Annotated in this window: 12 protein-coding genes and 1 pseudogene; 3 read left to right on the forward strand and 10 right to left on the reverse strand. The window is 69.1% G+C overall.

From position 1 onward, the window contains the following. Positions 1-18: 18 nt before the first annotated feature. From AB0937_RS00740 to AB0937_RS00770, 7 genes and pseudogenes are all read right to left on the reverse strand, one after another. Positions 19-1,422: an FG-GAP-like repeat-containing protein gene (locus AB0937_RS00740; RefSeq protein ID WP_366708791.1), complete on the reverse strand. Its 1,404-nt coding sequence runs from the start codon at positions 1,420-1,422 to the stop codon at positions 19-21. A gap of 288 nt (positions 1,423-1,710) precedes the next feature. Next, positions 1,711-1,905, reverse strand: a pseudogene (locus tag AB0937_RS00745) (hypothetical protein); the annotation flags it as partial. A 572-nt stretch (positions 1,906-2,477) separates the two neighbouring features. Beyond that, positions 2,478-2,858: a hypothetical protein gene (locus tag AB0937_RS00750; protein ID WP_366708792.1), complete on the reverse strand. Its 381-nt coding sequence runs from the start codon at positions 2,856-2,858 to the stop codon at positions 2,478-2,480. A gap of 346 nt (positions 2,859-3,204) precedes the next feature. Further along, positions 3,205-3,429, reverse strand: coding sequence for a hypothetical protein (locus AB0937_RS00755; protein ID WP_366708793.1), 225 nt, complete (start codon positions 3,427-3,429; stop codon positions 3,205-3,207). A gap of 224 nt (positions 3,430-3,653) precedes the next feature. Beyond that, positions 3,654-4,946, reverse strand: coding sequence for a glycosyltransferase (locus tag AB0937_RS00760; protein ID WP_366708794.1), 1,293 nt, complete (start codon positions 4,944-4,946; stop codon positions 3,654-3,656). 1 nt (position 4,947) lies between these two features. Further along, positions 4,948-5,112: a hypothetical protein gene (locus tag AB0937_RS00765; protein WP_366708795.1), complete on the reverse strand. Its 165-nt coding sequence runs from the start codon at positions 5,110-5,112 to the stop codon at positions 4,948-4,950. A gap of 115 nt (positions 5,113-5,227) precedes the next feature. Further along, on the reverse strand, positions 5,228-6,493 hold the full coding sequence (locus AB0937_RS00770; RefSeq protein WP_366708796.1) for a nucleotide sugar dehydrogenase: 1,266 nt from the start codon (positions 6,491-6,493) through the stop codon (positions 5,228-5,230). 562 nt (positions 6,494-7,055) lie between these two features. Here AB0937_RS00770 and AB0937_RS00775 point away from each other — a divergent pair. Next, entirely contained in the window at positions 7,056-8,387 is a 1,332-nt protein-coding gene (locus tag AB0937_RS00775) for a hypothetical protein (RefSeq protein ID WP_366708797.1), read from the forward strand. Between the two features lie 56 nt (positions 8,388-8,443). Beyond that, on the forward strand, positions 8,444-9,415 hold the full coding sequence (locus AB0937_RS00780) for a hypothetical protein (protein WP_366708798.1): 972 nt from the start codon (positions 8,444-8,446) through the stop codon (positions 9,413-9,415). A 418-nt stretch (positions 9,416-9,833) separates the two neighbouring features. Here AB0937_RS00780 and AB0937_RS00785 read toward each other — a convergent pair whose 3' ends face one another. Beyond that, positions 9,834-10,376: a UTRA domain-containing protein gene (locus AB0937_RS00785; RefSeq protein WP_366708799.1), complete on the reverse strand. Its 543-nt coding sequence runs from the start codon at positions 10,374-10,376 to the stop codon at positions 9,834-9,836. An 84-nt stretch (positions 10,377-10,460) separates the two neighbouring features. Continuing rightward, the gene (locus AB0937_RS00790) at positions 10,461-10,727 is read right to left on the reverse strand and encodes a winged helix-turn-helix domain-containing protein (protein ID WP_366708800.1); all 267 of its coding nucleotides are present in this window, start codon (positions 10,725-10,727) and stop codon (positions 10,461-10,463) included. Positions 10,728-11,177: 450 nt separating this feature from the next. On the opposite strand from AB0937_RS00790, the gene AB0937_RS00795 reads away from it, so the two are divergent. Further along, complete coding sequence (locus tag AB0937_RS00795) at positions 11,178-11,492, forward strand: hypothetical protein (protein ID WP_366708801.1); 315 nt, start codon at positions 11,178-11,180, stop codon at positions 11,490-11,492. 63 nt (positions 11,493-11,555) lie between these two features. Here the strand turns inward: AB0937_RS00795 and AB0937_RS00800 are convergent, their stop codons facing one another. After that, on the reverse strand, positions 11,556-13,877 hold the full coding sequence (locus AB0937_RS00800) for a (Fe-S)-binding protein (RefSeq protein WP_366708802.1): 2,322 nt from the start codon (positions 13,875-13,877) through the stop codon (positions 11,556-11,558). Positions 13,878-14,072: the final 195 nt, after the last annotated feature.

The following is a 14,072-nucleotide window of genomic DNA, read 5'->3' on the forward strand; positions in this document are numbered from 1 at the left end:
GGGGAAGGGGACGGGGCGTCACTGGGCGATGTCGGAGCCGAAGTTGGCGCCGTACTGGAGGCCGACGGCGGTGGTCGTGAGGCCCTGGGCGCCGCTGGTGGTCAGGCCGGAGGCGGAGCCGCGCAGGAACCACAGGCCGCCCGTGGAGTTCTCGCCGTCGACGCCGACGGACAGGTCGGCCTTGCCGTCCTTCGTCACGTCGGTCAGGTCGACCGCGGAGCCGAACTGGTCCCAGGACTCGGCGGAACCGGGCACACCGGTGGTGTCCTGGGTGTACGACTTCGCGCCACTGGTCCTCAGCCCCGACGCGGAGCCGAACAGCACGGTCACCGAGCCGGCGTTGTTCGCCGAGCCGATGTCCTCGCCCGGGGCGGCGACCGCCACGTCGGCGTATCCGTCGCCGTTGATGTCGCCGGTGCTCACGGACATGCCGAAACCGTCGTCCGGCTCGCCCGCGCCGGGCACGCCCTCCGTGTCCTGGTGGACGACGGTCGGCTGCTGCGCCGGGTCGGGGCCGTCCGGACCGCCGTACCAGACGGTGATCTGGCCGCCCTTGTGGCCGCCGGGCTTGAGCTCGTACGGGTCCCTGGAGTCGCCGAGGACGAGGTCGCCGTAGCCGTCGCGGTTGATGTCGCCGATCGCGCCCTGGGTGCCGTCGGCGTTCGGCAGCTCGGCCATCTTGTGCGTCATGCCGTTCCAGCGGAAGTAGAGGATCTCGCCGCCGGAGTCGCCGTCGACGGTGAACGGGTAGACCCGCTCGGCCGCGCCGTCGCCGGTGAGGTCGCCCGCCATCACCTCGAAGGTGGTGCCGAGTTCGCCGACGCGGGAGTGGGTCAGCGGACCGCCGGTCCTGGTGAAGGGGCCCTGGTAGAGACGGGTGTGGCTCTGGCCGGTGAGCGTGACGTCGAGGTCGCCGTCACCGTCGAAGTCGCCGGTGGCGATGCCCTGGGAGAAGCCGCCGTACTCGGCGAGGGTGCTGGGCTGAGGCAGGCCCTTGCCGCCGGACAGGCCCGACTTGCCACCCCACAGGACGGTGCCGGAGCCGACGGCGTCCCGGTCGCCCACGCTCTCGCTGGTGGCGCCCACCACGAGGTCGGAGTAGCCGTCGCGGTCCAGGTCGCCGGTGGCCAGGGAGGCGCCGAACAGGTCGCCCGACTCGGCGGTGCCGGGCACGCCTGTGGAGTTCTGGGTGATGACGGCCTTGCGGGTGGCCGACACGCCGGACGCCGAGCCGTACAGCACGACGACGGCGCCGGCGCAGGAGGCGGAGCCGACGTTGGTGCACGGGGCGCCGGTCGCGATGTCCCGGTAGCCGTCGCCGTTGAAGTCCCCGGCGAGTCCGGAGGGGGCGGCGGTGGCGGGGGCGGCGGAGAGCAGGCCGGTGGTGAGGGCGGCGGCCAGCAGGAGGGTGCGCTTGCGCAAGGTGGGACTCCGGGTGGGGAAGGGGCCGGGCCCGGGGGCCCGGCCCCGAAGGGGGTGCGGGGGTGGCTCCGCCGGCGGGCGGCGGGGCCGGGTGCCGTCGGTGGCTTCCGCGGCGGGGGTGCTTCGGTGGGTGCCGGGTGGTGCGGCCTGCGCGGGACGGCTCAGCCGGTGTGGTGGCTCACCGGCACGAACGGGCCAGGCCGGCGTGGGTGGCTCAGCCCGCGCGGGTGGGCTCGGCCGGCGTGGGTGGCTCAGCCCGTACGGGTGGGCTCAGCCCCCGCGGGCGGCTCAGTCGGCGAAGTTCGCGCCGAAGTTCGGGTAGCCCGTCGTCGAGACGCCCGCGTCACTGGGGGAGACGCTGCGCGAACCCGTGGCGGTGATCTTCGTGCCGTCGGACGGCAGGTGGAGGACCGCGCCGTCGCCGTCGCCGTCGTTCTCGTACGAGCCGGCCAGTACGTCGGCGATGCCGTCACCGTTGAAGTCGGCCCGCGGGGCGTGCGTGCCGTCCGCGGCCGTCGCCGGGCCGGCCGCGGCCGAGAGCAGCGTGCCGGTCAGCGCGGCCGGGGCGGCCGTCGCCAGGGCGAGCCGCACGCGGGAGCGCCGGGACGGGTGGGCGGACGCGGGACGGCGCCCGGCGGGGCGCTCGTGCTGCTGCATGCGGGGTCTCCTGCTGCATGCGGGGGATGCCTGGCGGACATCCACAGTCGATGGAGGGCCGGACTGTCCGTGTTCGCCGGGCGTTGCCCGGGCGTTCACGGCTGGTCGGCGATCAGGAGACCCCTGGAGGGGCGTAAGGGTTGTACGTGAGTTCGGTTGATTTCCGGGGGTGCGGGGAGAGCCGGGCTCGGTCGCCGGGCGGTACGGCTCCCTGGCCCTGGCGACGGCCTCCGCCACGCCGTCGACGCAGTGGAACGGCGCGTCGGGGTGCCACCCCGTGGGACGGGACCGGTGCGGCACGACCACCAGGTCCTCACCGGCGGGTTGCCTAGCCGGAGGGTTGGACCGCCTCCGTCCCCGGAACTCATCACCGACGACGCTGACCGGCCGTTGCCTGATCAGAACAGGTGAGGTGCCAGACCGGCGGTGGCGCCTCCGACGACGGGCACGAGCAGAACCGGCAAGCCGCGTGCGCTGCGCAGCGGGGACTCCTCCTGGCGGATGATCAGCGCCAGGCCCATGCCGGCCATGGCCGGCATGACGATGCCGAAGAGGGCCAGCGCCAGCAGGTCGGGCACGGAGTGGCGGGTGACGGCCCACCCCGCGCCGAGGCTCAGCGCCGCGGCGGTGAGCAGCTCTCGGGTGGGCTGCATGAGACCGAGGCGCGGACGCTCGGCCCCGGCGACCCTCGCCCCGGTGCGGACGACGGCGAGCATCCAGATGATGCCCGTGACGACCAGCAGGGTCTCGCAGGCGAAGACGATCTGCGCTGCCGACATGTCACTGCCTCCGATCACGGCCGACGGCAGGCCGCCCGGCCCCGTTTGTCTCTCATGGGTGTCGCGCGCACGCGCGCCTGCCCGCCCTGGCGGGGCGGGAGGGATACGCGTGCGTATGTGGTCGAGAGCAACGGAAGCAGACCAAGATCGAACATGCAGTGACGGAAGCCATGATTCCGCCGGCAGCCGCCACGCCTCGTCGGGCAAGGGGGCTGTTCCGTTCGGTCGCCAGGCCTCACACTCGGCTGACGTGGGGGACATCGGACTGTGGATCGCAGGGCTGACAGGCGCCACCGCAGTGCTCGCGAGTTGGGTCACGAGTCGCGGCCATACGCGGGCAGCACGGTTACAGGCTGAGATGTCGGCAGCGGCTCAGGACGAGGCGCGTCGGCGCGAGGTCAGGCAGGCTGCCTACCTGGCCTTCCTCGAGCAGGCTCATCTCATGGGGGTCGAGTACCGCCAGACTCCTTCCATCCTGAGAACCGAGGATCCGGGGATGCGCCGCACACGCATCGACGAACACCGAGCGCGCTTGCGCGAGGTTTTCGGGCCCTTCCGTCACACCGGCCAAGTCGCCACCTTGCATGCCCGGAGTGGCGAGGTCGTCAAGGCGTGCGATCGCGTCTTCAGCACGTGCAGAACGGTCTACATGACACTGGGCGACATAGCGGACGGGGTCACGGAGTCAGCAGTGTTCTACACGAGCCTCGACCACTACTGGGCCGCTGTCGACGACTTCGGGAAGGCCGTACGCCTCGAAGAGGCATGAACCAGCGGGAAGCCGACACTTCTTGATCAAGGCCCTTCGGCAGCCGGCACCGGCAGATTCACCTTGCGGGTGCCCCAGTGGGTGGTGCGGGCCTGGGTGAGGGCCCAGTACATGGCAGGGCGAACGATGAGCAGGTTCATCAAGGTGACCAGGGGCGTGAGGAAGACCCAGGCGACGATCTTCTGTCGGGCCGACAACTCGGGTCGAAGGGCTGCGTACATGCCGGTCTGGGCGTAGGTCATGATCAGCCAGTAACCGAGGCCCTGCACGAAGAGCAGCTTGTCATCGGTGTGGTAGGGGAGCACGAAGAGAACCCACACGTAGAGGATCGGCATCGTGGCGGTGACGACCAGGCCGTAGAGACGGAAGAACAGGGGCGCAGCCGAGAAGTTGGTGAGCTCCCAACCGACGTAGCGCCAGTACGACTTGAACCACCGGACGCGCTGGGTGAACAGCTCGTTGATGTCGGTGGGCATGCTGCTGTAGACCCACGCCTCGTTCACGGCGACCACCTGGCCCCGCTGCAGTGCGTAGTGCGTCAGGCGCCGGTCGTCTCCGGCCGTTCCGGAGGCGACGTAGTCGTCCAGGTTCTCCAGGACGAGTTCCTTGCGGTAGACGGCGAGGATGCCGGAGGTGGGGGCGACTGCGCCCACCTGTGAGCGGGCCATCCTCGTGACCAGACACCACGTGACGATTTCGAGGTCGATCACGCGGGTGAGGAGGTTGTGGGCGTAGTTGGAGACCAGCGTCAGACCGGTGCAGGCCTGGACACGGACATCCGACATGGCCTTGAGGCAGTGCCAGAGCCCCATCCGGTGGACGACCGAATCGGAGTCGACGGTCATGATGAGGTCGTACGTCGACGGATCGACGGTGCGCAGCACGTTCGCCTGTGCCTCACGTTTACCGGCGTTGTCCTGACGGTGCCAGGTGACCAGCGGATGGTCGAAGGGGACCACGGGGATTCTGGAACCGTCGTCGACGACGTGGATCGCGTCGGGCGGGCGCACCTGGTTGATGAGCGCCCACACGGTCTTGTGCAGAGCCTCGGCGGGTTCGTTGTACGCGGGGACGATGGCCAGCACCCGGCCCTCATGGGCGGGCAGGTGGGTGAAGCTTCGCCCCTTGATCACCGCGGCCAGGGAGTAGATGAGGACGGCGGTGACGGCACAGTAGAAGACCAGTGCGGTCCCCCAGGGCTGGGTGCTCCAGTAGAAGTGGTAGATGAGGGTCCAGGCGGTGGCCGCCAGGGTGGCGGCCACACAGACCCAGGTCTGCCACGGTGCCCGACGGCCCCGCTTGGACGTGCGGTTGGGCATGTCAGGCCTGTCCTCGCTGGCGGCGGGTGACAGCCCGGTAGGTGAAGGCGCCCACCAGGACGAGTGTCACCGCGACGGCCAGGACCCAGTTGAGCGAGACGCTGGCGCCGAACAGGGTGAAGGCCCCTACGCCGGTTCTGGCGAGTGCTCCGTCGTCGTAACCCATGTCGCTTTTCCTTCCGGTGTTTCAGGCAGCGCGAAGCAGCCCGGTGTGTGTGGTGAGGTGGAGGCGGTACGCGGCACGCGACGGCAGGTACGGCCGGTGTGCCGGGCCGGGGTGCTCAGAGGAGCTCGACGTGCGGAGCCGCTGCCATCACGCCCCGGGTGTCCAGTACGTAGCTCGCCTCGTCGGCCAGTCGGTCGAGGTCGAACTCGGCGTGCGGGGTGAGCAGTACGACCGCGTCGAAGTCAGCGACGCACGTGCCCGTCCCCACGTCCTCTGCGGCGAAGGGGATGGACCGGCTGCCGCCGTCGGGCAGATACGGATCGACGACGGTCACGTCCGCCCCCATCTGCCGCAGCCGGTCGCTGACTTCGACGGCGGGGGACTGACGGGCGTCCGAGGTGCCCGGCTTGTAGGCCGCCCCCAGCGCGAGGATCCGTGCCCCGTGGACGCTTCGGCGGAAGCGGCGGCTCAGGGCGTCCTGGAGGCGGCGGACCACGTAGTCCGGCTGGCTCTCGTTGATGTCCTGGGCCAGTTCGATGAGACGGAACGTCTGGCCGTGCCGGGCCTTGACGTGGTGGCTGAGGTAGACCGGGTCGATGGGCAGGCAGTGCCCGCCGACCCCCGGCCCGGGCAGGAACTTGGTGAACCCGAAGGGCTTGGTCGCGGCCAGTTCCAGCGTGTGCCAGACGTCGACACCGAGCGTGTGCGCCATCCGCGAGAGCTCGTTGACCAGCGCGATGTTGACGTGCCGGTACGTGTTCTCGAACACCTTGGCCAGCTCGGCCTCTTCGAGACCCGAGGCGGGCACCGTGACGTCGGTGACGGTGTCGTAGAAGTCCTTCACCCGTCGCAGACAGCCCTCGGTGAGCCCTGCGACGATCTTCGGTGTGTTCTCCAGGCGCCAGTCGGGGTTGCCGGGGTCGATGCGCTCGGGGCTGAACCCGACGTGGAAGTCCCGACCGGCGACGAGGCCGGAGCCCTCCTCCAGCAGCGGGACGAGGACGTCACGCGTGGTGCCGGGGTGGGTCGTCGACTCGAGCACGACGGTCGCGCCCGGCTCGATCCACTCGGCGAGCGCCCGGCCGGCGTCCCGTACGCAACTCAGGTCCGGAGCACGGTCGGTGAGCGGCGTCGGCACGGTGATGACCGCGACGTCGAACCCCTTGAGGTCCTGCGGGTCGGAGGTCGCGTAGTAGGCGTCCGAGTCGAGCACCGCCTGAAGCCGGTCGTCGCCGATGTCCTCGACGTAGGACGACCCGGCGGCCAGCGCCTCGCAGCGCGCCCCGTCGGGCTCGTAGCCGGTGACGGCGTGCCCGGCCTCGGCGGCCCTCACGGCCAGGGGCAGGCCGACATAGCCCTGCCCCAGCACACATATGTGCATGGTGTTTTCCTCACCCCTGAAGTACGGCCCGCCTGTTCCTGAAGCAGGTGGCCGTGGCGTGGTACTGCGTGAGAAGCGGCGTGGGAACGGCACCACCGCCGCGTCACCGGTCTGCCGGGCCCCCTTGCCCGGCCGTGCGCAAAGCGCAACCGGTGATCTTCACAAACTCCCCTCATTTGTGGACCTTCATGGTTCAACAATTATTCGCTGAACGGAACCCTCTTTACTGATTCGAGATGTGAAGTGTGGCGAGAGCAACGGTGGTTGGGGGTCGACGCCGCCTCAACTGCCAAACAGGGAAGCTCATAGACGTTTGTGATCTTCACAAATCACAACGGGGGTGGTTATCCTTGAAGTGTCGGGCCGAGTGCATTCGCGAATATCGTGCGCCCCTGTCTGCGCCCCCTGTATTGCCACTTCGCGCTGCCGCCGGTTACCTGGGGTTCGCCCAGGTCTCAGGGGCTCATCCATGCGGAAACTCACACGCCCGCCGCCAACAGCGTGCGATAGAAAGGGCGTTCGGCCGTGGGGTACGGCCTCGATGCATCCCTGTGGGGGGACCTTGTTCAGAACTCGGGCGGCTTCGGCCGCCATCGGTGTCGTGGCGTTCCTGGGGACCGGCACGCCGACGGCGAACGCCGCGGGGACGCAGGCTCCGGATGTGCGGTACGCACACAGTGCCACGGGCGATCTCGGCACCCTGGAGGTCGGCATCAGCTCCGACAGCGCCATCACGGGAATCAGGGCCCATCTCGTCTCCGCGGCCACGCAGCAGGAAGTCGCCGTCGTGGAGTACGACGCGTTCGACCTGGTCTCCGGCACCGCGGACAACGGCGTCTGGCGCACGAAGAAGCCCCTCGACCTTCCCGATCTGGGCAGCTACACCGTCCGCATCGAGGCGACGGACGCCGACGGCGACCGCGACGTCGACAACTCCGCGGGCACTCTCGCCTACTACGTCGCCGCGGTGTTCGAGGACGTGCACCCCGACCGCACGGAGATCGACACCGACCACCGTCAGGTGCGCGTCGACGGCACCCTGCAGGGTCGCTGGCCGGCGACCCGGGAGCTGAAGGCCCTGGCCGACCACCAGGTCGACCTCGACGTGGACAACTGGACGGAGAACACCGTCCGCACCGATGCGCAGGGCCGCTTCTCCGGCACGGTCACCGTGAATGACGCGGTGCCGGTCCAGGCCGTCTTCCGGCACGACAACGCCAACCCGTACGTCCTGTACGGCGAGTCCGAGTCGACCCCGATCACCATCCGTCAGGTGGCCACCCGCTGGACCTTTCAGGCCCCGTCCGAAGCCAGGACGATCGACTACGGGCAGGAGGTCACCGTCACGGCGACGCTGGAGCGCGAGACCCCGCAAGGCTGGGTGCCCTTCGAGGGTCAGAGCGGCGGCGTCCTCCACGAGGCCTCCTCCGGCAACCAGTGGGCCAGCGTCGGCTACTTCACCACCGGAGCCGACGGCAAGGCCACGACCTTCACCCACACCCCGTGGGAGACCGGCACCTTCCGCGTGGCCTCGAACAGCGACGACCCGTTCATCGCCCCCGCCTCCGCGAACAGCGCCGAGATCACCGTCCTGCGTGCCTCGGTCTTCACCTCGTTCTCGGCTGCCCGCACCGAGGGCGGTGGCGTGCACGTCGAGGGCGCCATGGACTTCCCCGGCGGCTGGACGCCCGCGGACATCCCGGTGCACATCCAGTACTCGCGAGACGGCAAGCGCTGGACGGACCTGGCGACGGCGCAGGCCGCCTGGTCCGGCGAGGGCCACGCCTTCTCGGCGGACCTCGCCGACGGGCGGCGGGGCTACTACCGCGCTCAGTTCGACAAGACGGAGTCGTTCCGCGGGGCGACGTCAGAGGTCGTGCGGGTGGGCCGCTGATGTCCGTGAGACCGCCATCGCCTTGCCGTTCGCATGAATATGATTCCGGGGGAGTCATGAAGGTTTCACCGCGTGGTTCCGTGCTGCGCAGAGTGACAAGTCCGAGCGCGGTGACGGGTCTGCGCAGACTCACGAGCGCGACGTTCGCCACCGTGCTGCTCGCCGGGGGAGCAGTAGCCTGCGGAGAGGGCTCGGAGAGTGACTCCGCGCAGGAGGGCCCGGCCAAGGCGACGCCCAGGGCGGCCGTGGCGAAGGCCGCGACGAACTCGGAGGACATCACCTCCCTCCACTATCGGATCACCGGGACCGTGCCGCAGACGGGCCGTCTGGAGGCCGAAGCGTCCATGAGCACGGAACCGCCGGTGATGAGCATGGGGATGACCACGGCCGACCACGGTGAGGACGGCCGGCTGGAAGTCCGGTTCGTCGACGAGGTGATGTATGCGGGCGGGAGCGCCGTCGACTCCACCAAACTGGACGGCAAGAGCTGGTTCAGCGCCCGCCCGGCCGTATGGGGCCGGGGCGCGGTGGACAACAACTCGTACCGCGTGCTGCCAAGTCAGCTGGAAGGGAGCCCGGTCGTGCAGTCCAGGATCCTGACCGCCTCCAAGGACGTGCGGAAGGTCGGGACGGAGACGGTCGACGGCACCCGGACCATGCACTACAGGGGAACGGTCACGCGCGGAGGGATGAGCGCGGCCCGTGACGCCGCCGCGAACAAGGCGGCTCGGGAGCGGCAGATCGAGAGCCTCGATCAGTTCATCGCGCTGCGCATCGACGACACACTCACCATGGATCTCTGGATCGACGACGCGGGCCGCACACGGCAGTTCCGCATGCGAGGCGACACCCGTGCCACACGGGGCGGGACCGAGGGCAAGCCGCTCGAATTCACCGACGGCGAACCCCTCGACATGACCGTCACCTTCCTCGACGTCAACCAGCCGGTGACCGTCGAAACGCCCCCGTCCGAAGACACCGCCGACATCGCCGCGTTGGCGGACAAGGCACAGTCGGCCGGGGACTGAGCGACACCGGGCCAGGACCTGAGCGCCTGGCCCGGTGCATCAGCCTCACACGGCGCCACTGGCGGGCCGACACGGCCGGCGATGCCTACGCGGACGGCGGGCGGCACGGAAAACGCTCGGGGTGTTTGTAGCCCAGCACCAGGACAGCCACGGCCCAGACGATCACGACATGGAGATCGGTCTCGTCGCCGAGGCACTGGCCCCTTGTCGCGGCACTGCCCGCTCAGCTCGCCCACGACCCCGTCCAGCAGGTCGTACTCACCGTCCCCCATGCCCAGGACGAAGACGATGGTGCAGGTGGTGGTGAGAGCCCCCTGGTCGGCGCCCCGCATGGGCGCTGTCACAGAGCAAGACGGTAGGGCTTCGGAGACGAACTCGTCCCTTCAACAACGTGACGCCCAGTTCTTGGGCACCGCGGTCATCCGATTCTGATCTCGTAGCGCAACTGCTGGCGCTGGGCGGGCATCACCATGCGGTCGACCTGGAGCGGCTTGTCAGCGCCGTCCAAGGTGAGCCTGGTCAGGCGCAGGACGGGATCCGTCCCGGTGAGCCGCAGGGTCTCTTGCTCTCCCTCATCCGGCAGTCCGGCGGTGACGTCCTCCCTGACCAGCGCGCCGACATGCCCCAACTCGGCGAGCAGGGTGACAGCTCCGCCCCGGATCTTGGCCGATCCGGCGAGCGGGGTACCTCGGGCGATGACAACGGGGTAGTAGGTGTCGGTCAGTTCGTTCGGCTCGTCGTCCAGGAGGATCAGGCGGCGTCGCACGACGACCGGTTCTCCGTCCTGGACTCCGAGCAGCCGCGCAACCTCGCCGGGTGCGGGCACCTCTCCGGCATGCACGATGCGCTGGGATCCACGCCTGGCCTGGGCGGCCGCGTCCGCGCTCCAGGCGTCGCCCTGCCCCTGCTCACGGGGCGTCAGATACGGCATCGACGTGCTGATCCACCTGCTCGCGCTCACGAGTCCTCCGGCGCAACCGATGATCTTGACAGGCCTGTTCGAGATTCAAGGCCCCAGGGCCCGAGCGCGCAACAAGGCCTTCGCCTACGCTCCCTGGTCCGAGTCCGATGGAGTCTCGGGGCGCTCCGCGACGAACGAGCCCAGACCGACCTCGGCCCGGACGAGCCCTTCCGTCTTGAGGTGAGTCAATGCCTTCTGCGCTGTCGAGGCGGCGATGCCGAACTCGGTGGAGAGTTCGACGACCGACGGCACCCGGCTGCCCACGGGATACGTCCCGTCAGCGATGCGATCGGAGATGGCTGCTGCTACCTGCCGCCAGACGGGGCGGGTGCGATCAAGCTCGGGACTCATGCAGTGGACGCTAGAACTCTGCGGTAGACCGTGCGACCGCAGTAGACTGCGGTAGACCGCGATCGATGCGGGATACGGAAACCCCCGCGACGGGTGGAGCCGTCCGGGGGCGTGGCCACCAGCGAAGCCGAACGGAGCTGATGACGTGCTCGACCTTATCCGCCGTCTCCTGGTGTGGGTGGGCCTCTTGGCCCCTCCGCCCCATAGACGCTGCGCCACCGCTCACGCACTGCGGGCCGTGCCCGCCGCACCTTTTCCCCAGTGGGCGCCACTTCCCGCTCACCGCAGTCCGTACGGGCTGGCTGCCCTCTTCGACGGTGCTTCCACCGTCACCGTGCGCCCCTACCTCGCCGCTCACGAGCAGAGCCATAGGCGTCGTGAGCTGACCATGGCGTCTTGGAGACCGGACCTGCGGGGGTCCTACCGGGTCGAGCGGACGGAGGTCGCTTGATGAGCGCGGGCTTCGAGTCGAGAGAGGCGGAGACGGGGCAGCGGTTGCGCGAAGCGCGTCTCCTGCCCTGGTCCAGCCTTGAGGGCAAGTCGAGCTACCTGATCACCGACCACCGTGGAGGACGCCTGTCCCGTCTGGCCGACATCGCCGAAGCGACCCAGCTCGACATGGGCGCCCGGCTCCTCGCCCATGCCGACGACTTACTTCCGGACGCCACCGAGTCGCAACTCCGCTTCCTGGCCGAGCGTCTCACCGAGGCCTTGCGGGACGTCCTCCGCGTCGTCGAGAGCCGGGAGCAGAGGACCCGCGGGTGAACGCCGACGCCCCCCGCCCGATGACTCGGGGCAGGGGGCGTCGGAACGAACCGCTGGGGCCGGTTACTTCACCGGCTCCGGCTCCGGCGCGCTCGTGGAGTCCGACGTGCCGGCCGGCGGCTCGCCGTCGTCGTCGCCGTCGGTCTCGTCCTCCGCCGGGACCGGCGTCTTCACCGAGTCCAGCAGCAGCTGAGCCACGTCCACCACCTGGATGGACTCCTTCGCCTTGCCGTCGTTCTTCTTGCCGTTGACCGAGTCGGTCAGCATGACGAGGCAGAACGGGCAGGCCGTCGAGACGATGTCGGGGTTGACGGAGAGGGCCTCGTCGACGCGCTCGTTGTTGATGCGCTTGCCGATCCGCTCCTCCATCCACATCCGCGCACCACCGGCGCCGCAGCAGAAGCCGCGCTCCTTGTGGCGGTGCATCTCCTCGTTGCGGATGCCCGGGACGCTGGCGATGATCTCGCGCGGCGGCGTGTAGATCTTGTTGTGGCGGCCCAGGTAGCACGGGTCGTGGTACGTGATGATGCCCTCGACCGGCGTGACCGGGATCAGCTTGCCCTCGTCGACGAGGTGCTGGAGCAGCTGCGTGTGGTGGATGACCTCGTAGTCGCCGCCGAGCTGCGGGTACTCGTTGCCGAGCGTGTTGAGGCAGTGCGGGCAGGTGGCGACGATCTTCTTCGCGGACTTCGGCTTCGCCGACTCGGGCGTCACCTTGCCCTCGTCGTCCATCTCCTCGCCGAACGCCATGTTCAGCGCCATGACGTTCTCCATGCCGAGCTCCTGGAACAGGGGCTCGTTGCCGAGACGCCGGGCGGAGTCACCGGTGCACTTCTCGTCGCCGCCCATGATCGCGAACTTGACGCCCGCGATGTGCAGCAGCTCCGCGAAGGCCTTCGTGGTCTTCTTGGCGCGGTCCTCCAGGGCGCCCGCGCAGCCCACCCAGTAGAGGTACTCGACCTCGGACAGGTCCTCGATGTCCTTGCCGACGACCGGGACCTCGAAGTCGACCTCCTTGAGCCACTCCAGGCGCTGCTTCTTCGCCAGGCCCCAGGGGTTGCCCTTCTTCTCCAGGTTCTTGAGCATCGTGCCCGCCTCGGACGGGAACGACGACTCGATCATCACCTGGTAGCGGCGCATGTCGACGATGTGGTCGACGTGCTCGATGTCCACCGGGCACTGCTCGACGCAGGCGCCGCAGGTGGTGCAGGACCACAGGACGTCCGGGTCGATGACGCCGTTCTCCTCGGCGGTGCCGACCAGCGGGCGCTCGGCCTCCGCGAGGGCGGACGCGGGAACGTCCTTCAGCTGCTCCTCGGACGCCTTCTCCTCGCCCTCCATCGTCTTGCCGCCGCCGGCCAGCAGGTACGGCGCCTTGGCGTGCGCGTGGTCGCGCAGCGACATGATCAGCAGCTTGGGGGAGAGGGGCTTGCCCGTGTTCCAGGCGGGGCACTGCGACTGGCAGCGGCCGCACTCGGTGCAGGTGGAGAAGTCCAGCAGGCCCTTCCAGGAGTACTGCTCGACCTGGGAGACACCGAAGACGTCGTCGTCGCCCGGGTCGGTGAAGTCGATCGGCTTGCCGCCCGACGTCATCGGCTGGAGCGCGCCGAGGGCCGTGCCGCCGTTCGCCTCGCGCTTGAACCAGATGTTCGGGAAGGCGAGGAAGCGGTGCCAGGCGACACCCATGTTGGTGTTGAGCGACACCACGATCATCCAGATGAACGAGGTGCCGATCTTGATCATCGCGACCAGGTAGACGAGGTTCTGCAGCGCGGAGACGCTCAGGCCCTTGAACGCGAGCACCAGCGGGTACGACGCGAAGTACGACGCCTCGTAGTGGTCGACGTGGTGGAGCGCGCCCTCCAGGCCCCGCAGCACGTAGATCGCCAGGCCGATGGTGAGGATGACGTACTCGACGAAGTACGCCTGGCCCGCCTTGGAGCCGGCGAAGCGGGACTTGCGGCCCGGGCGGCTCGGCAGGTTCAGCAGGCGGATCGCGATGAGCACCGCGATGCCCAGAACGGTCATCACGCCGATGAACTCGATGTACAGCTCGAACGGCAGGAACTCACCGATGACCGGCAGCACCCAGTCGGCCTGGAACAGCTGGCCGAAGGCCTGGGCGAGGGTCGGCGGCAGCGTCAGGAACCCGACGGCGACGAACCAGTGGGCGACACCGACGATGCCCCACCGGTTCATGCGCGTGTGGCCGAGGAACTCCTTCACCAGGGTCACGCTGCGCTGGTAGGGGTTGTCGGTCCGGGTTCCGGCCGGGACCGGCTGGCCCAGCTTGAAGTACCGGACGAACTGGCCGATCGCGCGTGCGAGCAGCGCGACGCCGATCACGGTCAGTACCAGCGACACGATGATCGCGGCGAGTTGCATGGGGGCTCCTCGGGCCTGCGAGGGGTTTCGTCGGGGTGACCTGTCGTTCTTCAGGCCTACCCGAAATTACTAAGCGGTAACTTATGCAGTCCGTCTGAGACTACCCCTATCTTCCGCCGCACTGTAGCCGGGTGGGCAGTGATCTGAATCGCTGAGGGTTGCCTCAGAGGAAGGCGGATCCGATCACGAACCCGA

Origin of the sequence: Streptomyces sp. NPDC047880, assembly GCF_040706515.1 — a bacterium.
GTDB lineage: Bacteria > Actinomycetota > Actinomycetes > Streptomycetales > Streptomycetaceae > Streptomyces.

Bases quoted from the DNA above. Each gene is read 5' to 3' on its own strand.
- AB0937_RS00790 (WP_366708800.1), bottom strand. From the start codon at position 10,727: ATGAGTCCCGAGCTTGATCGCACCCGCCCCGTCTGGCGGCAGGTAGCA.
- AB0937_RS00760 (WP_366708794.1), bottom strand. From the start codon at position 4,946: ATGCCCAACCGCACGTCCAAGCGGGGCCGTCGGGCACCGTGGCAGACC.
- AB0937_RS00770 (WP_366708796.1), bottom strand. From the start codon at position 6,493: ATGCACATATGTGTGCTGGGGCAGGGCTATGTCGGCCTGCCCCTGGCC.
- AB0937_RS00780 (WP_366708798.1), top strand. From the start codon at position 8,444: ATGAAGGTTTCACCGCGTGGTTCCGTGCTGCGCAGAGTGACAAGTCCG.
- AB0937_RS00750 (WP_366708792.1), bottom strand. From the start codon at position 2,858: ATGTCGGCAGCGCAGATCGTCTTCGCCTGCGAGACCCTGCTGGTCGTC.
- AB0937_RS00800 (WP_366708802.1), bottom strand. From the start codon at position 13,877: ATGCAACTCGCCGCGATCATCGTGTCGCTGGTACTGACCGTGATCGGC.
- AB0937_RS00795 (WP_366708801.1), top strand. From the start codon at position 11,178: ATGAGCGCGGGCTTCGAGTCGAGAGAGGCGGAGACGGGGCAGCGGTTG.
- AB0937_RS00765 (WP_366708795.1), bottom strand. From the start codon at position 5,112: ATGGGTTACGACGACGGAGCACTCGCCAGAACCGGCGTAGGGGCCTTC.